This is a genomic window from Microbacterium sp. NPDC056044, assembly GCF_042267145.1.
In the GTDB taxonomy this organism is placed as follows: Bacteria; Actinomycetota; Actinomycetes; order Actinomycetales; family Microbacteriaceae; genus Microbacterium.
Genome location: NZ_JBHJWZ010000002.1, coordinates 685,728 through 705,803, shown reverse-complemented (window position 1 = coordinate 705,803; position 20,076 = coordinate 685,728). Strand labels below are relative to the sequence as shown.

The 20,076-nt window shown below is 68.7% G+C and carries 22 protein-coding genes; 14 read left to right on the top strand and 8 right to left on the bottom strand.

What is annotated here, in order from left to right; translation table 11 throughout:
• Positions 1-28 precede the first annotated feature (28 nt).
• The 4 genes from ACFC1I_RS08300 to ACFC1I_RS08285 all read right to left on the bottom strand — a co-directional run bounded on the left by ACFC1I_RS08300 (position 29) and on the right by ACFC1I_RS08285 (position 2,797).
• Positions 29-646: a dihydrofolate reductase family protein gene (locus ACFC1I_RS08300; RefSeq protein ID WP_376007838.1), complete on the bottom strand. Its 618-nt coding sequence runs from the start codon at positions 644-646 to the stop codon at positions 29-31.
• A gap of 28 nt (positions 647-674) precedes the next feature.
• Positions 675-1,394 carry a winged helix-turn-helix transcriptional regulator gene (locus ACFC1I_RS08295; RefSeq protein ID WP_376007836.1) on the bottom strand — a complete coding sequence of 240 codons (720 nt, stop codon included), beginning with the start codon at positions 1,392-1,394 and terminating at the stop codon, positions 675-677.
• Positions 1,395-1,832, bottom strand: coding sequence for a VOC family protein (locus tag ACFC1I_RS08290; protein ID WP_376007834.1), 438 nt, complete (start codon positions 1,830-1,832; stop codon positions 1,395-1,397).
• Between the two features lie 107 nt (positions 1,833-1,939).
• On the bottom strand, positions 1,940-2,797 hold the full coding sequence (locus ACFC1I_RS08285) for an oxygenase MpaB family protein (protein ID WP_376007832.1): 858 nt from the start codon (positions 2,795-2,797) through the stop codon (positions 1,940-1,942).
• Between the two features lie 123 nt (positions 2,798-2,920).
• On the opposite strand from ACFC1I_RS08285, the gene ACFC1I_RS08280 reads away from it, so the two are divergent.
• Together ACFC1I_RS08280 and ACFC1I_RS08275 are read left to right on the top strand one after the other, a co-directional pair.
• Complete coding sequence (locus ACFC1I_RS08280; protein ID WP_376007830.1) at positions 2,921-4,261, top strand: sensor histidine kinase; 1,341 nt, start codon at positions 2,921-2,923, stop codon at positions 4,259-4,261.
• Positions 4,258-5,022, top strand: a complete 765-nt coding sequence (locus tag ACFC1I_RS08275; RefSeq protein ID WP_376007828.1) for a response regulator — start codon at positions 4,258-4,260, stop codon at positions 5,020-5,022. The genes ACFC1I_RS08280 and ACFC1I_RS08275 overlap by 4 nt, the downstream gene beginning before the upstream one ends.
• A gap of 188 nt (positions 5,023-5,210) precedes the next feature.
• Here ACFC1I_RS08275 and ACFC1I_RS08270 read toward each other — a convergent pair whose 3' ends face one another.
• The gene (locus ACFC1I_RS08270; RefSeq protein ID WP_376007826.1) at positions 5,211-5,780 is read right to left on the bottom strand and encodes an NADPH-dependent FMN reductase; all 570 of its coding nucleotides are present in this window, start codon (positions 5,778-5,780) and stop codon (positions 5,211-5,213) included.
• Positions 5,781-5,989: 209 nt separating this feature from the next.
• Between ACFC1I_RS08270 and ACFC1I_RS08265 the strand changes: the two genes are divergently transcribed.
• The 7 genes from ACFC1I_RS08265 (at position 5,990) to ACFC1I_RS08235 (ending at position 13,881) form a co-directional block, all read left to right on the top strand.
• Positions 5,990-6,874: an ABC transporter ATP-binding protein gene (locus tag ACFC1I_RS08265; RefSeq protein ID WP_376007824.1), complete on the top strand. Its 885-nt coding sequence runs from the start codon at positions 5,990-5,992 to the stop codon at positions 6,872-6,874.
• Positions 6,871-7,983 (top strand): ABC transporter permease, encoded by a 1,113-nt coding sequence (locus ACFC1I_RS08260; protein WP_376007823.1) that lies wholly within the window; start codon positions 6,871-6,873, stop codon positions 7,981-7,983. Before ACFC1I_RS08265 ends, ACFC1I_RS08260 begins: the two co-directional genes overlap by 4 nt.
• 97 nt (positions 7,984-8,080) lie before the next feature.
• A complete protein-coding gene (locus tag ACFC1I_RS08255; RefSeq protein ID WP_376007821.1) occupies positions 8,081-8,860 on the top strand; it encodes a hypothetical protein in 780 nt (259 codons plus the stop codon).
• A gap of 223 nt (positions 8,861-9,083) precedes the next feature.
• Complete coding sequence (locus tag ACFC1I_RS08250) at positions 9,084-9,761, top strand: hypothetical protein (protein WP_376007819.1); 678 nt, start codon at positions 9,084-9,086, stop codon at positions 9,759-9,761.
• Positions 9,762-10,510: 749 nt separating this feature from the next.
• A complete protein-coding gene (locus ACFC1I_RS08245) occupies positions 10,511-11,701 on the top strand; it encodes an exonuclease domain-containing protein (protein ID WP_376007817.1) in 1,191 nt (396 codons plus the stop codon).
• Positions 11,702-11,970: 269 nt separating this feature from the next.
• Positions 11,971-12,774 (top strand): nuclease-related domain-containing protein, encoded by an 804-nt coding sequence (locus ACFC1I_RS08240; protein ID WP_376007815.1) that lies wholly within the window; start codon positions 11,971-11,973, stop codon positions 12,772-12,774.
• A 390-nt stretch (positions 12,775-13,164) separates the two neighbouring features.
• The gene (locus ACFC1I_RS08235) at positions 13,165-13,881 is read left to right on the top strand and encodes a hypothetical protein (RefSeq protein WP_376007813.1); all 717 of its coding nucleotides are present in this window, start codon (positions 13,165-13,167) and stop codon (positions 13,879-13,881) included.
• A 38-nt stretch (positions 13,882-13,919) separates the two neighbouring features.
• Here ACFC1I_RS08235 and ACFC1I_RS08230 read toward each other — a convergent pair whose 3' ends face one another.
• Positions 13,920-14,519: a nucleotidyltransferase domain-containing protein gene (locus ACFC1I_RS08230; RefSeq protein WP_376007811.1), complete on the bottom strand. Its 600-nt coding sequence runs from the start codon at positions 14,517-14,519 to the stop codon at positions 13,920-13,922.
• A 16-nt stretch (positions 14,520-14,535) separates the two neighbouring features.
• Between ACFC1I_RS08230 and ACFC1I_RS08225 the strand changes: the two genes are divergently transcribed.
• Entirely contained in the window at positions 14,536-14,787 is a 252-nt protein-coding gene (locus tag ACFC1I_RS08225; RefSeq protein WP_376007809.1) for a hypothetical protein, read from the top strand.
• A 39-nt stretch (positions 14,788-14,826) separates the two neighbouring features.
• Here ACFC1I_RS08225 and ACFC1I_RS08220 read toward each other — a convergent pair whose 3' ends face one another.
• Both ACFC1I_RS08220 and ACFC1I_RS08215 read right to left on the bottom strand, forming a co-directional pair.
• Positions 14,827-15,279, bottom strand: a complete 453-nt coding sequence (locus ACFC1I_RS08220; protein ID WP_376007807.1) for a nucleoside deaminase — start codon at positions 15,277-15,279, stop codon at positions 14,827-14,829.
• Between the two features lie 65 nt (positions 15,280-15,344).
• Positions 15,345-16,199 (bottom strand): FadR/GntR family transcriptional regulator, encoded by an 855-nt coding sequence (locus tag ACFC1I_RS08215; RefSeq protein WP_376007805.1) that lies wholly within the window; start codon positions 16,197-16,199, stop codon positions 15,345-15,347.
• 147 nt (positions 16,200-16,346) lie between these two features.
• Between ACFC1I_RS08215 and ACFC1I_RS08210 the strand changes: the two genes are divergently transcribed.
• From ACFC1I_RS08210 to ACFC1I_RS08195, 4 genes are read left to right on the top strand one after another with little or no spacing between them, the layout of a single operon-like run.
• Positions 16,347-17,264 carry an ABC transporter permease gene (locus ACFC1I_RS08210; RefSeq protein ID WP_376007803.1) on the top strand — a complete coding sequence of 306 codons (918 nt, stop codon included), beginning with the start codon at positions 16,347-16,349 and terminating at the stop codon, positions 17,262-17,264.
• On the top strand, positions 17,261-18,157 hold the full coding sequence (locus tag ACFC1I_RS08205) for an ABC transporter permease (RefSeq protein ID WP_376007801.1): 897 nt from the start codon (positions 17,261-17,263) through the stop codon (positions 18,155-18,157). The genes ACFC1I_RS08210 and ACFC1I_RS08205 overlap by 4 nt, the downstream gene beginning before the upstream one ends.
• Positions 18,154-19,209 carry an ABC transporter ATP-binding protein gene (locus ACFC1I_RS08200; RefSeq protein ID WP_376007799.1) on the top strand — a complete coding sequence of 352 codons (1,056 nt, stop codon included), beginning with the start codon at positions 18,154-18,156 and terminating at the stop codon, positions 19,207-19,209. Before ACFC1I_RS08205 ends, ACFC1I_RS08200 begins: the two co-directional genes overlap by 4 nt.
• Entirely contained in the window at positions 19,206-20,057 is an 852-nt protein-coding gene (locus tag ACFC1I_RS08195) for an ATP-binding cassette domain-containing protein (protein ID WP_376007797.1), read from the top strand. The genes ACFC1I_RS08200 and ACFC1I_RS08195 overlap by 4 nt, the downstream gene beginning before the upstream one ends.
• The last annotated feature ends 19 nt before the right edge of the window (positions 20,058-20,076 follow it).

Genomic DNA, 20,076 nt, shown 5'->3' with positions numbered 1-20,076 from the left:
TACCGGGCCGCGACCGGGCGGCGCGGCGTCAGTCCTCCGGCCCCATCTCGCCGGTGCGCACCTCGCCCGCGGCCGGGCCGTACCGCAGCTGCAGCACCCCCAGCGGGCCGGTCACCGCCGGCTCGAGCAGCGTCACGTTCGCAGGGTGCGCGCCGTCGGGGAAGACCTTCTTGCCCTGGCCGAGCACCACGGGGTAGACCCACAGCGTCAGCACGTCGAAGAGCTGCTCCTTCAGCAGCGTCTGCACGAGGTCGACGCTGCCGATGACGTGGATGTTCTCGTGCTTCTCGCGCAGCGCCTCCACCTCCCGGTTCAGGTCGATGCCGAGCTGCGACGTGCCCTCCCACTCCAGCGTGGGCAGGCCCCGCGAGGCGACGTACTTGGGCACGCGGTTGAACACCTCGGCGATCTTGCCGGGCTGCTGCGGCCAGTACCCGGCGAAGATGTCGTACGTCCGCCGCCCGAGCAGCAGCGCGTCGAGCTCTGAGATCCCCTTCCAGATCGAGGCGCCGATCGCCTCGTCGGGGAACGGCGCCTGCCAGCCGCCGTAGGGGAACCCGTTCGACGGGTCCTCCTCCTGGCCGCCGGGCGCCTGGGCGACGCCGTCGAGGGTGGTGAACAGGTCGATGTAGATGCGACCGGTCATGGTCGCCTCCCTTCATGAAGGGCCGCGCTCAGGCGACGAGCACGACCCCGGGATCGATGGTGATGTGGAAGGTCTGCGCGAAGCGCTCGAGCAGCGTCGCGTCGCCCGAGACGACGGCGAGCACATCCTGGTCGATCGCGTCGGCCGGGGTGAGCTCGCCCGAGATGAGGCGACGGATGCCGGGACCCGCCGCGAAGACGAGGTCGGGCTCCCCCGAGGTCGAGGCCTGCGTCCCGAGCTTCGGGTCGATCGGACGCCCGGCCGGCTGCACCTGCGCGATGCGCAGCTCCGACGCGTCGACCTGCACGCGCAGCACGACGTCGCCCACGTGCAGCTCGTAGTCTGCGGGCGGCAGCGTGGCCGCGGCATCCATCCGGAATGCCGTGCGGAGCGCCATCGTCAGTGAGTCCGCCGTCACCACGTCGTCGGGCGACGGCTCGCCCATCTGGGCGAACCCCCACCGGCCGAGCGCGAGCACGATCGGCTCGAGCTCGCGCCCGTAGGGGGTCAGCTCGTAGACGAGCCCGCAGTGCAGCAGCGGCACGCGGCGCACGACGCCGCCCTCCTGCAGCTCTTTCAGTCGCGTGGAGAGGATGTTCGTCGGGATCTTGGGCAGCCCCTGCTTGAGGTCGGTGTAGCGCCGGGGGCCGACGAGCAGATCGCGGACGATGAGCAGCGCCCACCGCTCGCCGATCAGCTCGACGGCCGTCGTGACCCCGCAGTACTGCCCGTAGCTGCGGGAGGCCACTTACGCCTGCGCCTGCTCCGCCATGTAGGCCTCGGGGCCCTTCGCGGCCGCCTCGGGGTCCATCCACATGAACTGGATGCCGTTGCCGTCGGGGTCGATGAGGTCGCGGGCGTACATGAAGCCGAAGTCCTGCGGGTCGCCGGGTGCGGTGCCGCCGTTCGCGACGCCCGCCTCGATCGTCTGGTCGACCGCGTCGCGCGACTCGCGGCTGATCGACAGCAGCACCTGGGCGTGCGTCCTGGGGTCGGCGAACTCCTTGTCGGTGAACGTCGCGAAGTACTCCCGCGTGAGCACCATGAAGAACACGTTCTCGTCCCACACGATGCACGCGGCGTTCTCGTCGGTGAAGAGCGGGTTCAGCTCGCAGCCGAGGGCGGTGTAGTACGCCTTCGAGCGCTCGAGGTCGTTCGTCGGGATGTTGACGAAGATGTGCGTCATTGCCTTGCTCCTTGTCACCGAGGCCGGCGAGTTCCGCCGACACGAGAATGGTTGCAAAAAACAAGCTTGCTTGTCAATAGCAAGCAAATTAGAGCGACGCTGGGGCCTCACGGCTGCGCGTGCGGCACAGGACATCCGGGCGCGAACGTGCCCATCCGCTCGATGTCGTAGCCGTTCGGGTAGCTGCGGATGCGGGGCAGATCGATGATGCTGAGCGGCGTGCGACGCTTGGGCAGCACCGCGACCGCCCGGGCGCGGAGGCGGAGCGCCGCGGCCGAGAGCCGGCGCGCGACCCTGCCCGGTTCGCGGTAGCCGAACGCCCGCAGCAGCGGCGGGTCCATGAGTGCCCGGCTGAAGACCTCGACCACCGGCGCGAACAGTCGCGGATAGAACGAGACGAGCAGGGCCAGCGTGCGATCCGCGACCCGCGCCGACGCCTCGTCGTAGGCGAAGTGCTCGCGCTCGTAGTCGTCCATCAGCGCCGCGAACTCCGCGTACGTCTCGGGGATGTCCTTGATGCCCATGTGCCGGCCGAGGCTCTGGTAGTACCGCACCGACGCGAGGCGTTCGTCGGCGGTGAGCGGGCGCCACCCGAACGCATGCAGCCAGCGCACCGGAACGACGACGAACGTCGACAGCACGTACCGCATGTCGTCGTTCGAGATGTCGTACATGCGGTGCATCTGGTTGATCCGGCGGATCGCCGCGCGACCGCGCGGGCTGTCGAACCCGTCGGCCAGCGGCACCTCGAGCAGCAGCGACGTGTCGTCGTACCGCTTCTGCGTCGCCCGTTCGAACTCGCCGGTCGCGTCGAGCAGCCGCCCGATCGACGGCACGGCGTAGGTGCGGAACAGTGCGAAGCTCAGCGACTGGTTCAGGTCCCACGCGAAGTCGTAGGCGCCGAGGTTGCGGTAGATCTCGACGAACTGGGTCTCGGGGTCGAGCCCCGCGTTGCGGTCGTGCACGGGATCCCCTGTCGACACGAGGTGAACGATCGCTAACTTACCCGGCCGGGGCTCTGGGGCGCAGCATCCGTTCTCCGTCTCGCGGGGGATGCTGCGGCCCGGGCTCCCCCGTAGCGTGGAGGGATGTCCGACCTGCCTTCCGCGCACCCGGCGCGGCGCACGGCGCCGACCGCGGGCGAGCTGCGCAACGACGTCTGGCTCGCCGGCGGCCTCCTCGTCGCCGCGGTGATCAGCACCGCCCTCGGCTCCGTCGCCGGGATCTACGGCGCCGACGCCAACGCCGGCATGCAATGGGCCCTGCTGTACAGCGTCGGGCTCACCGCCCCGCTCGCCGTGCGGCGACGGTTCCCCGAGGTCGTCGTCGTCGTGATCGCGGTGGTCTTCTTCCTCGGCGTGACCTTCCGCATCCCCGACCTGTACGTCTCGAACGTCGCCGTGTTCATCGCGATGTACACCGTCGGCGCGTGGGTCGACGACCGGCGGCGCGCGATGTGGGTGCGTACGGGCGTGATCGTCGGGATGTTCGTGTGGCTGCTCATCACGATGTTCCAGGCGGCGATCGACCCGTCCGACGACGCCCTCTCGAAGGCGGGACTGTTCTCGCCGTTCGCGGCGATGCTGCTCATCCAGCTGCTCGTCAACGCTGGGTTCTTCGGCGGCGCGTACTACATGGGCGACCGCGCGTACGCCGCCGCGCTCTCGCGCGCCGCGCTCGAGGAGCGCACGCACGAGCTCGAGCGCGAGCGCGAGGTGACCGCCGCGCAGGCCGTGGCGCTCGATCGCGTGCGCATCGCGCGGGAGCTGCACGATGTCGTCGCGCACCACGTCTCGGCGATGGGCGTGCAGGCCGGCGCGGCCCGAGCTGTGCTGGAACGGGATCCGGATGCTGCGCGCACCGCCCTGCTCGGAGTCGAGTCGTCCGCCCGCTCGGCGCTGGTCGAGCTGCGGCAGCTGCTCGAGACGCTGCGGACCTCCGGCGGCGACGCCGAGGCCGCCGGATCGACGGTGCACCTGTCGGGGCTCGCCGACCTCGTCGCGCACGCCACCGACAACGGCCTGCCCACGACCCTCACGGTCGTCGGCGACCCGGTGGACCTCCCCGAGCTCGTGCAGGTGAACGTGTACCGCGTCGCACAGGAGGCGCTGACGAACGCACGTCGCCACGGCGGACCGGATGCCGCGGCCGACGTCCGCCTGCGCTACGCGCCCGAGGCCGTCGAGCTCGAGGTCGTCAACACCGGGCGTCTGGTCGCGGCGCCGATGCGGCCGGGGCTCGGCCTCGTCGGCATGCGCGAGCGGGCCGCCGCCTCGGGCGGCGCGCTCGAGGCCGCGCCGCGCGCCCGCGGCGGGTTCCTGGTGCGGTTGCGGGTGCCGCTGTTGGTGGCGGCGGGGGTTGGAGTCGGGCGCCCGGGTGCGGCGGCTGCGCCGGCCGCCGGCGTGGGCGCCGGGAGCGTGGACGCATGATCCGCGTGCTCCTGGTCGACGACCACGCCGTGATGCGGGCGGGGTTCCGCATGATCCTCGAGTCGGCGGGCGACATCGCCGTGGTGGGCGAGGCCTCGACCGGCGTGGAGGCGGTGGCCGCAGCATCCGATGTCCGTCCCGACGTGATCTGCATGGACGTGCAGATGCCCGACATGGACGGCCTCGAGGCGACTCGGCGCATCGTCGGCTCCGTCGAGACGGCCGTCGTGGTCGTGACGACGTTCGACCAGGACGACTACCTGTTCGACGCGCTCGCGGCCGGGGCGAGCGGGTTCCTGCTGAAGAACGCCGGCCCCGAGGAGCTGATCTCGGCCGTGCGGGTGGCGGCGGCCGGCGATGCGCTGCTCGCCCCCGAGGTCACGCGCCGCGTGATCGCCCGCTTCGCCGCCGAGCCCGGGGTCGTGCCCGAGGCCCGCTCGGGCGCCCCCTCTCCTGACCGCGAGAGTACGTCTGGTGGACGAGATGTTGGGGCGTTCCCTACCTCTCGGCGACCAGCTGTACTCTCGCGGGAGGTGGCGGGGGTGGATGCCGCGGCCGGGAGCCCAGCGGTCGAGCTCACCGAGCGCGAGGGCGAGGTGCTGCAGCTCGTCGCGCAGGCGCTCAGCAACGCCGAGATCGCGCAGCGCCTCTACATCGGCGAGGCCACCGTCAAGACGCACGTGTCGAACGTGCTGCAGAAGCTCGGCGCCCGCGACCGCGTCGCCGCCGTCGTATACGCCCACCGCCACGGCCTCGCCTGACCCGGCACCCGGGTTTTGGGGCGCATCAGCAGCGTTCGGGGCGCACGGCGCGCGCCCCGAACGCTCGCCACGCGCCCCGAACCCCGGCCCGAAACCACGGATGCCCCGGCCCGCGGCCCGCGAGGGGGCTCAGGGCCGAGGCATCCGATCGGCTGGAACACAAAGGTCGGCGGGGCCGACCGGGGGGATTACGCGGCGACGGGGACCGCGGCGTAGCGGTCGATGAGCGCGCCGAAGGCGGCGAGGTAGCCCGCGAGGAAGTCGGCCGTCTGCTCGTTGGTGACCTCGCCGGTCTCGGTGAAGAGGCCCGGCGTTGTCTGCACGTAGCCCTCGGGCTGGCCGAGCGTCGGAGCGTTGTAGTGGCTGAGGATCGCCTTGAGGTGCTGCTGCGCCGCCGCGGTGGCGATGCCGCCGCCCGAGGTGCCGATGACGGCTGTGGGCTTGCCGTCGAACGAGGCCTGACCCCACGGGCGGGCCGACCAGTCGAGGGCGTTCTTCAGCACGCCGGGGATCGAGCGGCTGTACTCGGGCGTGATGAGGATGACGCCGTCCACGTCGGCGATGGCCTGCTTGAAGTCGCGCGCGACCTGCGGGAAGTCGGCGTCGTAGTCGGGCGAGTAAAACGGGAGGTCCTTGATCGGGATCTCGACGAGGGTCGTGCCCTCGGGAGCGAGACGCTCGAGCGCCTTCGCGAGACGACGGTTGATGGAGGTCGACGAGATGCTGCCGACGATGTAGCCGATGGTCCGCTCGGACATGGGTACTCCTAAAAAGAGAAAGGCGTCCCCGGTGGGGACCACCGTGGACGTTCCACCTCCATGCAAGCACATGAACCCGGGTTCTATTCCGGTGCATGAAGGATCTCTCATCCCCCGCGCGGCGGACCCGTCCGAATCCGCCCCACGGGGGAGGCCGCCGCGCGCCCGCCTCCCTAGCCTCGAAGAGAGGGGAATCGAGAGGAGACAGGATGCTGCAGCTACGCGGTATCGGCAAGAGCTACGGGGGTCGCCGCGTGCTCGACGACGTGTCGTTCGACGTGCGGCCCGGCCGGCTCACGGGCTTCGTCGGCGGCAACGGTGCGGGCAAGACCACCACGATGCGGATCGTGCTGGGCGTGCTCGCCGGGGACGCCGGCACGGTGACGCTCGACGGCGCGGAGGTCACGGCATCCGATCGCCGCCGTTTCGGCTACATGCCCGAGGAGCGCGGGCTCTATCCGAAGATGAAGGTGCACGAGCACATCACGTACCTCGCGCGACTGCATGGTTTCTCGAAGACGGATGCTGCGACCCGCGCCCGCGCCCTGCTCGAGCAGCTGGGGCTCGGCGAGCGACTGAACGACAACGTCGAGACGCTGTCGCTCGGCAACCAGCAGCGCGCGCAGATCGCCGCCGCCCTCGTGCACGACCCGCAGGTGCTGATCCTCGACGAGCCGTTCTCGGGCCTCGACCCGCTCGCGGTCGACGTCGTGGCCGGCGTCCTGCAGCAGCGCGCCGCCGCCGGCGCCGCCGTGCTGTTCTCGTCGCACCAGCTCGACGTCGTCGAGCGGCTGTGCGACGACCTCGTGATCATCGCCGGCGGCACCATCCGCGCGGCCGGCGCCCGCGACACGCTCCGCGCCCAGCACTCCACCCGCCGCTTCGAGCTCGTCTCGGCCGGCGACGCCGGGTGGCTGCGCACCGAGCCGGGCGTCGACGTGCTCGACTTCGACGGCGGCTACGCCGTGTTCGACGCGGACAGCGACGAGACCGCGCAGCGGGTGCTGCGCCGGGCCGTCGCGCAAGGGGATGTCGCGAGCTTCGCGCCGCAGCATCCATCCCTCGCCCAGATCTTCAAGGAGGTCATCCAGTGAGCACCACGCAGACCCGCCGCGGCGCGGCGACCACGCTCGGCGCCGGGCAGGCGATCTGGCTCGTCGCCGAGCGCGAGATCGGCTCGAAGCTGCGCAGCAAGGCGTTCGTCATCTCGACGGCGATCCTGTTCATCGGCGCGCTCGCGATCGTGATCTGGGGCGGCTTCCAGGCGGCGAACAACTCCGGCACGCCGGTCGCGGTCACCGCCGACGCGCAGCAGTACGTCGCACAGGCGCAGGGCCTCGACGTCACCGACGTCTCGGACCGCGCCGCCGCCGAGGCGCTCGTGACCGACGGCTCGGTCGACGCGGCGATCGTCGGCGACTCGTCGTCGCCCCTCGGGTTCTCGGTGATCGCGGAATCGTCCGCCCCGACGTCGCTGCTGCTTCAGTTGGCGCAGGTGCCCCCGGTCGAGCTGCTCGCCCCCGAAGAGGGCAACGCGGCGCTGGGCTACATCGCCGCGGTCGGCTTCGGCATCGTGTTCCTGCTCGCCGCGTCGCTCTTCGGCGGCACCATCGCGCAGAGCGTCGTCGAAGAGAAGCAGACCCGCGTGGTCGAGCTGCTGATCTCGGCGATCCCGGTGCGGTCGCTGCTCGCGGGCAAGGTCATCGGCAACACGGTGCTCGCGATGGGGCAGATCCTGATCCTCGCGGCCATAGCGATCATCGGCCTCACGGTGACCGATCAGACCGCGCTGCTGCAGGGGCTCGGCGCACCCATCGCCTGGTTCGCGCTGTTCTTCCTGTTCGGCTTCATCCTGCTGGCGTCGCTGTTCGCGGCCGCCGCCTCGATGGTGTCGCGCCAGGAAGACATCGGCTCGACCACCATGCCGCTCACGATGCTCGTGATGGCGCCGTACTTCCTCGTGATCTTCTTCAACGACAACCCCGTGGTGCTCGCGATCATGTCGTACGTGCCGTTCTCGGCGCCCGTCGGCATGCCGATGCGCATCTTCCTCGGCCAGGCGCAGTGGTGGGAGCCGCTGCTGTCGATTGCGATCCTCATGGCGACCTGCGTCGTCGCGATCCTCGTCGCCGCCCGTATCTACCAGAACTCGCTGCTGCGCATGGGCGGCCGCGTGAAGCTCTCGGAGGCGCTCGCCGGCTGACCTGTGCCTCGGATCATGGATGCCTCGGCCCGGCGCGCTGCGCCGGGCCGAGGCATCTGTGCGCGCGGGCGCGGAGTGGTGCGGCAGAATGGCGCCGATGTCAACGCCAGACGACCCTCACCTCGAGGAGCTTCGCGCTCTCCGGACCCGTGCATACGGACCGAACGCCGACATACACGAGGACGCGGCCGCACTGGTCCGGCTGCGCGAGCTCGAAGCGCGCGCGACCGGGGACGGTGGCGATGCGTCGGCCACACCGCTGACCGTTGACCCGCGCATGGCGCCGACGGCGATCGGAGTGACCGGCCCCGACAGCACGGGACACGAGTCAGTGGAGGCGGGGGAGGTGGCCGTGGACGCCGATGAGCCTGGTGGGGCTGTCGCGGCCGCGGAGTCGCCGATGTGGTGGCGCAGGCGCATCCCCGTGCTCTGGACCGCCGCAGGAATCGTCGTGGGTGTCGTGCTCGGCATCGGGTTGTCGTCGCTCGTGCAGCCAGGCGCGCCCGAGCGGGTGGCGGTGCTGGATGTGGATGCGGGGGCCGAGTGGCCGAACGAGATCTTCGGTGTGGGTCCCGACGACGGCCGTCGCTACGAGGAGTTCCACGGCCTGACCGTGGTTGGCTACGACCGCACCACCGACGTCGGAGGCTCGCAGTCGTGCCTCGCCGTTCTCACCGCCCCGGACGGCTCGGGGTTCGCCGCGGGCGGCTGCGGTGCAGCGGCGTTCCCGGCGAACGCCTCGATGGAGATCACGTCGCTGTCGCCCCAGGAGCTGCGCGATGAGTTCCCTGAGGGAACGTCATTGCGGTTCGTGCGCGAGGGCACGCAGATGGAGGTCTACGCGGCACCGCCAGGTGCCCCGCGACCGACACCTTGAGGGGCGCGGGTCCTGGGGCGGACGGCCGTTCACCGACGGCCGCGTGCGCTGATGGTGCGCCCGGCCTGGGATCCAGGACGTTGTTCGAGCATCCCTCCACCGCGACTGGTGCACTGACCACGTGCAGGCACGGCGCACCGTCACCGCCCCGCCTCGATCACGATCTGTCAACGCCCCCCACCCCGGATGCGTGGAGGAGTGCTGCCGCAGCTAGGGTCGTGCCGTGCGCGTTCGCCTCATCCCGTGTCTGCTGCTCACCTCCGCCGTGCTGCTCAGTGGGTGCGCGTCGCCCGCTACGCCAACCACGGCACCGTCGGGCACACCCGATATGGCCACGCCCGCGGCCACGACACCCACACCAACCCCGACTTTCCAGAACGAACTCATCGTCGGCATCGAGGGCGTCACCTACGAGCACGACGGTGTCGTCGACGAGTTCCTGTTCGAGGGCGCAGCTGAGGCGGAGCAGCTCCTGGTCGCCGTCGAGGAGCTCACGGGACAACCGCGCACGGGCGAGGAAATCGAAGGACCGTACGGCGGCTACTGGGGCACCAGCTACACCTGGGACGGCGTCAAAGTCATCGTCGCCGGCGAGAACGCAGATAGGGTGAGCGTCGCCATCACCGCGCCGATCATTGGCGGGGTCCGCATCGTCACCGAGGACGGCGACCTGTCAGTCGGATCCTCCCGCGAGGACGCCGTCGCCTCCGGCGCACGAGACGGATGGGACGCGGATAGTGACGGCATTGCGGATTGGTTGGAGGTTGGCGAGCTCGAGGTGCCCGACACCAACTCGCTCGTCAACCCCGGCGAGGTCGGCATCATGTTCGTATTGCTTGGGATGACTGGCGACACCGTCACCGAGATTCAGTCTCCCGGCAATGACTTCAGCGACATCTGACGCAGCCAGCAGGGACTGGCTTGCGCATGGTAAGCGACCGCCATCTGCGCTGACGCGGGCGACCAGCGACGACCGAGATAGTGAAGCTGACGGCGCCGCACGGGCGACGGCACGTCGAGATCTGCGGCAGCGAACTACGGGTACTGACATCATGGCGAAATGACGGGGTCTGCCATTCACAAACCCGACAGCCATCCCTGGTGGCCGTCTCTGTTGCTCGCCCCCACCCTCGCGGCGATCGCGATCGCAGCCTGGGGTCAGGGTGAGGCGACGGCACACATCCTGGCGAACCCGTGCACCACGGGGTGGGACGTGCCGTGGACAGTCCCGTTTACGGTGCTCCACTCGCTGGGCCTTCTTGGTGCAATCGCCGCCGTCTCCGCGGCGTTTGCCCTGCGTGGCCCGAAGACGCGAGCAGCCGCGATCATCTGCCTACTTACGGGCCTTTTGCTTTGGATCTACGCAGCTGCGCTCATCAGCGCCCCATACGGATGGAACTGCGACCGGTACTAGGCGCCGGCGAGCAACAGTTAGAACTCGGCCACATCCGGGGCCTAACGCGGAATTTCACATGCTCGTCGGCGGGTCCCGTACAGATTCGCTGCCCGCTCGCCGACAGGCCGGGCAGCAGACGACGAACACCTGCGCGTGCGGGCGTTCCGCGTGGCTGAACAGGGTTGCCGGGGTCGACCGATATGTTCGCCCTCGTGCATATTCTGGGGAATGGGTTGGCGCCCGTCGGATACGCCGTGATCGACTTCGAGACGACGGGGTTCGTCGCCGAGCACCACGACCGCGTGATCGAGGTTGCGGTGGTCCATGTCAGCCCGGACGGACTGATCAGCGGTCGATGGGAGACTCTGGTCAACCCGGGCCGAGATCTAGGCCGGCAGGATATCCACGGGATCACTGCGCGTGAGATCCTCGGGGCTCCTGCCTTCGCGGATATCGTCGCCGATCTGGTTGAGCTCCTCACTGACCGTGTCATAGTCGCGCACAACGCGTCATTCGATCTGCGGTTCCTGAATGCGGAGCTGGCACGGGCCGGCTATCGCGCTAGTGCGGACTTTTCGTCGGTCTGCACAATGCGCGTGTCCCGCGCTCTGCTGGGAGGTGGGGGTTCGCTCGCCGACTGCTGCGCGGCGTTCGACATCGAACTGACCGGCGCCCACCGTGCCCTCGTCGACGCCACGGCAACGGCGGAGCTGTTGGCCGCGCTGATCGCGAGCACGGATCGCGAGTACTGGGTGCCGGCGTTCGAAGCGGTCAGCCCGCTGGCGCCGCATGTCGGGCAGCGCGCCGCATGGTTTGCGCGCGAGGACGGCGACTACGCGCCGACGTTCCTCGAGCGAATCGTCGACCGCGTTCCCGATGTCGCAGACACGCTCGAGCAGGCGGAGTACCTCGCGTTTCTGGAACGGTGCCTGCTGGACCGCTACCTGTCCGAGCACGAGATGAATGCCCTCGTCACCCTCGCCGACGAGCTCGGAGTCGGTCGCACCACGGCCGAGCGGCTGCACACGCTGTACTTCCAGGCTCTCGCCGCGGCGGCATGGGCCGACGGCATCGTCACCGAACTTGAACGCGACGATCTCCTCACCGTGGCTCAGCTGCTCTCCATTCCCGCAGAAATCGTCAGCACGGCGCTCGAAGCGCCGTCGACCGAAGTAGCGGCGCAGGCTACCGCAACGGCCGGGTTCGACCTGGCTGTCGGGGATGCGGTGGTGCTCACGGGCGACATGCTTCGACCGCGCGCGGCCTGGGAAGCGACGCTTGTTGACCTTGGCTACGTGGTCAAGCCGGCGGTGACCAAGACCGTCAAACTCGTGGTGGCCGCCGATCCGGACTCGCTTTCCGGGAAAGCGAAGAAGGCTCGTGACTACGGCATCCCCATCGTCGGCGAACCCTGGCTGCTCGACCTCACCGCCGCCACGGTCTGAGGGCTTGAACATGGGTCGGGGAGTTCAGCTGGGTGACGGCCATGAGTGTCGTGGCTGTTGGCAGCTGCAGGAGGGCACGTTCGAGAACGACCTCGAAGAGATCATTGCCCACGAGGACCCGCGCGGAAGGTTCATCGCCATCACAGATGAGTGCGGCACCAGCGAGCGTTATGCGATAGACGACCCGATGACGAAGGCGTACCTGGAAGCGCGAGGCCTCGACTGGCGATAACGCTCTTCGGATCAGCCGTGCTGGTACGTTCGGCGTCGTGACGCTGGAACTGGGGCCAGACGACAAACGCATGCGGCTCCGCTACGCCGGGACGTGCCGGCTCTGCGCCCGGGAACTCCCGGCCGGCGCGGACGCGGTCTACGGGCGCGGCTCGAAGACCGTGCGCTGTCTCGACTGCGCAACGGCGACCGCTGCGGACTCCGGCGCAGCGGGTGCGTCCGCGCGGCGCGAATATGAGCGCCGACGAGACAGACGCGAACAGCGAATCCGTACGGACCACCCGAAGCTTGGCGGGCTCATTCTTGCGCTCACCGATGACCCGCAGAGCACAAAGGCCTGGGAACGCGGCGCCGTCGGTGAGGAGCTCATGGCGCGGCGTCTCAACGACCTGCCCGACACCTTCCGGGTCCTTCATGACCGCCGCATCCGAGGTACTCGCGCGAACATCGACCACATCGCGATCGGCCCGACCGGCGTCTGGGTGATCGACGCGAAACGGTACGCGCACAAGCGTCCGGCTCTGCGGATCGAGGGAGGCATCAACCGACCGCGCGTCGAATCCCTCCGTATCGGCGGACGAGACGGCACCAAGCTGGTCCGCGGCGTCCAGTCCCAAGTCGAACGAGTGACCGCGGCCCTGGGCGAGACCTCGCTGCCAGTTGCTGGAGTGCTGTGCTTCCTCGAAGCCGACTGGCCACTCATCGGCGGCGCCTTCACGGTCGATGGCGTCCACGTACTCTGGCCGCGATTGCTCATCCAACGGATGACCGAGGCCCCGACGCACGATATCGACATCGACATCGTCTACGCCATCTTCGCCGCGGCCTTCCCGAACGCATAGCGCGACTCCACCGCGTGTCGGCCGTTTCGCAGGATTGGTCGCGGTGGACTCCCCGCTTCACAAGTGCCCCCTGATCGCGCGCGCGTCCGGATGCGGCTCGAGCAGCCTTGACGTGCGGTCGCTCCTCATGCCCGTCGGGTGGCCTCATGCGCGATGAACGTCCCCGATAATTCCGGCGCCCTCTGGAGGTTCCGCATTCGAACAATGCGCGCCGAGGGATCGCTTTGCGCGACGGTCGGGAGCGCCCCTGTTGTGACAGGCGCCGTCTTGATCCCGTCGCCCTGTCGCACCGCTCATCGCGAGAGTACATTCTGCGGTGAAGTCGCGCGCCCGAAACACGTCATGAATAGTGCGGGCGCATATCCGGGTCATCCTCAAGGGGCGGATTCCATGAACCGGTACCTCGCAAGCGCAGTCGCCATCGTGACACTGTTCGCTGTCGCCGGGTGCGCGCCGCCGGGAGCAACATCTTCCACACCCGAGCCTTCACCGTCGGGGTCGACGGTCGGCTACGAGGTGGGCAGCGAACTCGATCCCGGCACCTATACGTCGCAGGTGTTCGACACTCCCGTCACCTTCACCGTCCCTGCGGGGTGGAAGGTGTTCGAGGACGTGCCCGGCTGGATCGGGCTGGCCCGCATGGAGAACGACGGACCGCCGCTGCTGGTCGTGCGCGATGTCGACGCAGCCGCGAAGAGCTGTTCCGAGGAAGCGGAGCCTGGAGTGGGCCGCACGCCCGCGCAATTGACGACGTGGCTGAGTGAGCACGAGGGGCTCGCGACGAGTGAACCGAGCCAAGTAACCGTGGGCGGGCTGGACGGCACGACTATTGACACTGCCATGGCCCCCTCCTGGACGACGGCGTGCCCCTTCTCCGAGGGCCAGCCGATCGCGATGACGCTCGTCGGCACCGACATCAGTAAGACCTTCCACTGGGGCAACGACGCCGAGTGGTCCGACCGGCTCTGGGTCCTCGACCTGCCCTCAGTTGAGAACGGAAACATCGTCATCGTCGGCACAATCTGCTGCGGCGTGGACAGACAGGATCAACTCGACGCCGTTCAGGAAGTGGTTGACTCATTCGAATTCGACACCGGCGAAACCTGAAAAACGAGCGGCGCAGTGGCGGTCGGCATCGAATGTGGTCAGCCTGGTTGCCGCAGTACGGCGAAGGCGGGCCCGAGCCGGGTGGCACGCTGGGGGTCGATCCGCGCGATCTCCTCCAGCAGGTGATCGGTCAATCGGATGCGGCTCGCTTCCAGCTCGTCGACCGCAAGACGCGCCACACGCGTCTTCTCGAGGTTCTGCAATTCCGCGGCGGGCAGGGCGTCGACCTGGCGGCCGTGCCACGCTTCCAGGCCCCGTCGGGCGCACTTGAGAGCGATCACCTGGTTCCTGAGGTCGTCGATCATGATGGCGGCCTGCCAGAGCTTGCCGCGGGCGGTAGCGGATCGGGCGTGGAGCGCGTACAGCCACCCCATCCCGATCAGGTTGTCGGTGTTCGGCGGCGCCGGTTGCGTCGGCACGTTCGCGGTGCCGAAAAGGAGCGTGAACCCGGGCTCGGTGGCCCGGAAATCGTCCTGCGGCCAGAACGACACATCGATCTGAAGCGAGTTCTGCAGCAGAAACACCCGGTAGCGGACACCACCGGAAAACACGTCAAGGATGTCGGCGAGCCCGTACTGCCCGGCGATGGCGCGGGTCCACGCGTCGACGACGACCGGCTCATCCGCTTCAGGGGCCAACTGCAGGATCAGATCGATGTCCGACCATCGGTCCTCGGTGCCGCGCGCGGCCGAACCCGCCAGCCGCGCCCGCGATACCCGGATCCATCCGCGCGGCCTCAATCAGGGCGCGGCGAATATCGGTGCGGTCGGCAACGGAGAACATGCCTCCAACATCACACATCACGGCTCTCGAGTGGGGCTCGTGCGCTCGGAGCCGAACGTTCCTGCACGATGCTCACAAGCGGATGCCCGGCTTCAACTGCCGCGGAAATCGCGCGGGGTGTGACTTGCCAGTGGCAAGTCACACCCCGGGCTAAGTGCGCCTCTACTTCTTCCAGGTGGCGCGGAGCCCTTCGAGGTACTCGATCGACTCGGCGTCGTCGATGCGGTGCACTTCGTGGCCGAGGTCTTCCAGCGATGCGGCTCCGCCGGTCCCCGTCGCTGCGCCGATGATGACGCGGGAAATGCCGAACTGGCGGATCAGGCCCGAGCAGTACCAGCACGGCTCAGCAGTGGTCACCATCGTGGTGCCGGCGTAGGACTCGCGGTAGGCGGCATCCGAGAATGCCTGCGTTTCGGCGTGCGCGGACACGTCTCCGAGCTGGGCGAAGCGGTTGCGCCCGCGGCCGAGGACCTCGCCGGCGGGGCCGATGAGCACCGATCCGATGGGCTGGCCGCCTTCTTCCTTCCCTGCGCGGGCCTCTTCGAGCGCGATGTCCATCCACGCCCGGGCGGTCTCGGGGGTGATCTCGACGATGTCGATGGCGGTGTCGGTCATGGTGGTGCGTCCTTTCTTGGGGGAATCCCGATTCGGGCGGTGACCGACGACGGTGTCGGGAGAGTTCAGGTCGGGGAGTCGTCGTACGCGGGATCGGTGATGTCCCGCACGCGGCGAAGGTGTTCGAGGGTCACTTCCGCCGCCAGGTCGGCGTCGCCGCGGCGCACCGCGTCGAGGATGCGGGCATGGTCGCTGTTCGCGGCATCCCATGTGCCAGGCTTCGGCTGCAGCATGTTCGGTCGCGAGATCGCGAGGACCGGCGCGAGCATGAGTTCCATCACCGCATTTCCGGTCGCGCTGAGCAGCCGCAGGTGGAACTCGTGGCTGTGTTCACCACGCGACCAGCCGGTGTGATCGTCGCGCTCGGCGTCGACGATGGCTTGCAGGTCTGCCAGGTCCTGCTCGCTGCGCCGGAGCGCCGCCTGTCGGGCGCACGGGACCTCCAGCATGATGCGGGCCTCGGCGAGATCTGCGGCGGAGATCGAGTCGCTGCTGACGAGCAGTCCGAGGCGGGACTCGAGGTAATCGCTCACGTCTTCGGGCGCGACTTGGGCGACGAACGTGCCGCCGTTGACGCCGCGTTCGGTGCGGACGAGGCCGGCGGAGCTCAGCATCCGCAGCGCCTCCCTCACCGTGTTGCGGGAGACGCCGAAGGCGGCGCCGAGCGAGGACTCGACAGGCAGTCGCTCCCCGGGCGCGAGGGATCCGTTGAGGATCAGCAGCTTCAGCTGCCCGGCTACCTGATCGTAGGCAGGTCTGATCCGGGCGACGTCGATGTCGGCGTCGAGCGGCATGCGGTCTCCTTCCCCCAGGTCGGCTCTCTGAACGTTAGCCGTCGCCAGGGTCGACGGCAAGGTAAATGTCCAATGTTTTTGACGAGCACTGGCTGGCAGGCTGCTTCGCGGTGGTCGAAACGTCACTGAGCGCCGGAGTTTACAAACGTGAAACCACCAAACGTGATGGTCTCGGTAAGAATCGAGCCACGACGCGATATGTCCAACATTTTCATCCGGCTCGATGGGGAGCTCTGATCCGCTGAGATCCGACCCACTGAGAGAGGAGTCACGATGCCGATCTACATCGCCCGCAAGATCGCTCAGGCGCTCGTGACCGTGTTCGCCGTCCTGACCATCGGGTTCTTCCTGGGCCGGCTCTCGGGCAAGCCAGGCGCCCTGATTCTTCCCGAGGGCGCGACCCAGCAGGAGATCGACGCCTTCAACTCCGCACTGGGCTTCGACAAGCCGCTCTGGCAGCAGTACCTGGACTTCCTCGCGGGGCTGTTCACGGGGACGGTGGGCGACTCCTACCGGCAGAAGGTCCCGGCGATGGATCTGCTGATCGACCGGATCCCCGCGACGTTCCAGCTCGCGGTCGCCTCGTTCGCGATCGGGCTCGGTGCCGCGATGCTCGTCGCGCTGCTGATCTTCGTCACACGCTGGAACTGGCTTCGCCTGGCACTGCTGTGGCTCGGTTCGCTGCGCCAGGCGATCCCGGACTTCCTGTTCGGGGTGCTGCTCGCCTTCGTGTTCTCCGTGCTCCTCGGGTGGCTGCCGTCGCTGGGCAACCAGGGACCGCAAAGTCTCGTACTGCCGGTCGCGTGCCTGGCAACGGCGCAGTTCGCCCTGTACTTGCGGCTCATCGGCTCCGCCCTCGGCGAGCAACAGGGCATGGACTACGTGCGGGCCAGTTACGCGAAGGGCCAATCGCATCGGTCCGTCGTCGTCACCCAGATGACCCCCAACGCGCTCGTGCCCGTTCTCACGATCGCAGGGCTGAATCTCGGCGGACTGCTCGGCGGCACCGTCATCGTCGAAGCCGTCTTCGCATGGCCCGGGATGGGGCAGGTGCTGTTGCAGGCGGTGAACGGTCGGGACTTCCCCGTCGTGCTGGCAGGCCTCGCCGTGGTCGCCGTGTTCTTCGTTGTGGTGAACCTGATCGTCGACCTCATCACCGCATCCATCGACCCGAGAGTGAGGCTCGCATGACCGTCGCCGTCTCCCGCTTCGCGCTGCCCGCACTTGGCCGGCGCAAACGTCTGCGCAGGCTCCGTCCGAGCGGAACCGTTCCGATGTACATCGGGATCGGCCTGCTGTCGTCGATCGTGCTCCTCATCGTCGTGGTCCCGTTCCTGCCGATCTACGATCCTTTCGGGCAGGACCTGGTCGACGCGATGATGCCGCCATTCGTCTCGGCGCAGCATCCTCTCGGAACCGACTCGCTGGGACGCGACGTACTCAGCCGACTGTCTCTCGCCGGACTGGTCTCGGTCGGAATCGCCGCAACCGTGGTCGCCATCAACTTCGTGATCGGCGTCACCCTCGGACTCATCGCGGGCTATCGCGGCGGCCTGCTCGACTCGGGGATCGGCGCCCTGTCCGAGGTGCAGCTCGCGATGCCGGTCGTCATCCTGCTCATCGCGCTCTCGGCGGTCTTCGGGCCGAGCACCCAGCTCATGGTGATCACCCTGGGGCTCACCTACTGGGTCGGATACGCCCGCGTCGCACGCGCTCTGGCGATGGCACTGCGAGACCGGGACTTCGTGGTCTCGCCTCTCACGCAGGGCGGGTCGCACGGGCGCACCGTATTCACCCATGTGCTCCCTCAGGTGCTGCCGCAAATGGCGGTCATCGCCTCCTTCGACATCGCCGTGATCGTCGGGATCGAGTCTTCGCTCGACTACCTCGGTCTCGGTGTGCAGCCGCCCGTACCGAGCTGGGGCGCGATGATCACGGAGGGCCAGAAGTACCTCCAGATCAATCCGTGGCTCGTGATCCTCCCCGGCATCGCGCTCTTCCTCCTCGTCGCCGGCATGCAGTTCCTCAGCCAGCGCTTCACGACAGAATCGGTCGCCCCCGCCCGGAAGGGAGTGCGCCGATGAGCGCGAACCAGCCGCCCGTGCTCGAGGTGCAGAACCTCGTGGTCGAGGCCGACACCCCGCACGGCCCCGTCACCCTCGTCGACGACGTCAGCTTCTCGGTCGCCCCGGGAGAGGTGCTGAGCCTGGTGGGAGAGTCCGGATCGGGCAAGTCCATCACGATGCTCGCAGTCATGGGGCTGCTCCCACCCGGCACCTGGGTCACCTCCGGCAGCATCCGGTTCCAAGGCACCGACCTGCTCGACCTCGACGAGCGCGCACTGAACGCTCTGCGCGGCGGGAGCCTGGCGATGGTGTTCCAGGACCCCATGACCACGTTGAACCCGGTCCGTCGCGTCGGGTCGCAGCTCGCCGAGGGTGTGCGCCTCCACGATCGCTCGATCGGCCGCGCCGGTGCCCGGCGCCGTGTCGTCGAGCTGCTCGACAGCGTCGGCATCCCGGACGCGACCGCCAAGGCGCGCGACTACCCGCATCAATGGTCCGGCGGCATGCGACAGCGCGCATTGATCGCCGGGGCCATGGCCCACGATCCGGCACTGCTCATCGCGGATGAGCCGACGACCGCGCTCGACGTCACGATCCAGGCCCAGGTCATGCGCGTGCTCGCGGAGTCCCGCGCGGCATCCGGCTCCGCCATGATCCTCATCACCCATGACCTCGGCCTCGTCGCCCAGGTCGCCGACCGGGTCGCGGTCATGTACAGCGGGCGCATCGTCGAGACGCAGGATGTGTACCGCATCTTCGAAGGACCGCAGCATCCGTATACCGCCGGCCTGCTCGCCAGCGTGCTCAGTCTGGAAACGGCCGGAGCCACGGCGTACGCGATTCCGGGCCAGCCGCCCACTCCGGCCGGCCGGGGGCAGGGCTGCCCGTTCCGGCCGCGATGCGAGATCGGGCGGGATCTCGAGGAGTGCGGCACGCGACCTCCGCTGGTCAGCACCGCGCACGTCTCGCTGGCCTGCCATTTCCCGCTCGTCGACGGGGCGCTGCCCATCGGCGCCCCACTGCCCACCATCGCGCCCGCCGCGCTCTCCCCGGAGGTGAAGGCGTCATGACCACTCTTCTCGAACGCCGTCGACTGCGCCGCGTAGAACCTGCTCCCGAATCGGCCGCACAGCAACCGTTCGCCCTCGAGATCGTTGACGTGCACAAGCACTTCCGCAAGCGCACCGGCTTCAGGACAGAGACGTTCGCCGCCGTCGCCGGCGTGTCGCTGACGGTCGAGCCGGGCGAGACCGTGGGCCTCGTCGGGGAATCAGGATGCGGCAAGTCGACGCTCGTCCGGACGATCCTCGGCCTGCACGAGCCCACCTCCGGAACCATTCGAGTGATGGGTGCCGACGTCAACGCGTACGGCAGCCGGGAGCGCGCGAAGGCTCGATCGAATGCGCAGGTCGTGTTCCAGGACCCGTACTCCTCGCTCGATCCCCGCATGTCGGCGAAGAACATCGTCGCGGAGCCGCTGCGGCTGCACCGTCAGTACTCCGAGCAGCGAGTCAGGGAGTTGTTCGACTGGGTCGGCCTGCCCTGGGAGTATGCGTCGCGCAAGGCTGCCGCCTTCTCTGGTGGCCAGCGACAGCGCATCGGCATCGCGCGGGCACTCGCCCTGCGACCGCGCCTTGTGATCCTCGATGAGCCCGTGTCCGCACTGGATGTCTCGATCCAGGCCCAGATCATCAACCTGCTCGCGGAGCTCCAGCGTGAGCTCGGCGTCTCTTACCTGTTCGTCGCGCACGACCTGTCGGTGGTCCGGCACGTCTCGCACCGTGTCGCAGTGATGCGGCAGGGGCGGATCGTCGAACAGGGACCCACCGAGGAGATCTTCCTCGCGCCCCGAGACGACTACACGCGCACGCTGCTGTCCGCGATCCCGATCCCCGACCCACGACGTCGGCCGAGCTGACGAGCTCGATGCACCACCC

Excerpts from the sequence above, each read along its gene's own strand:
- ACFC1I_RS08300 (WP_376007838.1), bottom strand. The coding sequence starts at position 646 with ATGACCGGTCGCATCTACATCGACCTGTTCACCACCCTCGACGGCGTC.
- ACFC1I_RS08290 (WP_376007834.1), bottom strand. The coding sequence starts at position 1,832 with ATGACGCACATCTTCGTCAACATCCCGACGAACGACCTCGAGCGCTCG.
- ACFC1I_RS08280 (WP_376007830.1), top strand. The coding sequence starts at position 2,921 with ATGTCCGACCTGCCTTCCGCGCACCCGGCGCGGCGCACGGCGCCGACC.
- ACFC1I_RS08275 (WP_376007828.1), top strand. The coding sequence starts at position 4,258 with ATGATCCGCGTGCTCCTGGTCGACGACCACGCCGTGATGCGGGCGGGG.
- ACFC1I_RS08270 (WP_376007826.1), bottom strand. The coding sequence starts at position 5,780 with ATGTCCGAGCGGACCATCGGCTACATCGTCGGCAGCATCTCGTCGACC.
- ACFC1I_RS08265 (WP_376007824.1), top strand. The coding sequence starts at position 5,990 with ATGCTGCAGCTACGCGGTATCGGCAAGAGCTACGGGGGTCGCCGCGTG.
- ACFC1I_RS08255 (WP_376007821.1), top strand. The coding sequence starts at position 8,081 with ATGTCAACGCCAGACGACCCTCACCTCGAGGAGCTTCGCGCTCTCCGG.
- ACFC1I_RS08235 (WP_376007813.1), top strand. The coding sequence starts at position 13,165 with ATGAACCGGTACCTCGCAAGCGCAGTCGCCATCGTGACACTGTTCGCT.
- ACFC1I_RS08225 (WP_376007809.1), top strand. The coding sequence starts at position 14,536 with ATGTCCGACCATCGGTCCTCGGTGCCGCGCGCGGCCGAACCCGCCAGC.
- ACFC1I_RS08220 (WP_376007807.1), bottom strand. The coding sequence starts at position 15,279 with ATGACCGACACCGCCATCGACATCGTCGAGATCACCCCCGAGACCGCC.
- ACFC1I_RS08210 (WP_376007803.1), top strand. The coding sequence starts at position 16,347 with ATGCCGATCTACATCGCCCGCAAGATCGCTCAGGCGCTCGTGACCGTG.
- ACFC1I_RS08205 (WP_376007801.1), top strand. The coding sequence starts at position 17,261 with ATGACCGTCGCCGTCTCCCGCTTCGCGCTGCCCGCACTTGGCCGGCGC.
- ACFC1I_RS08200 (WP_376007799.1), top strand. The coding sequence starts at position 18,154 with ATGAGCGCGAACCAGCCGCCCGTGCTCGAGGTGCAGAACCTCGTGGTC.
- ACFC1I_RS08195 (WP_376007797.1), top strand. The coding sequence starts at position 19,206 with ATGACCACTCTTCTCGAACGCCGTCGACTGCGCCGCGTAGAACCTGCT.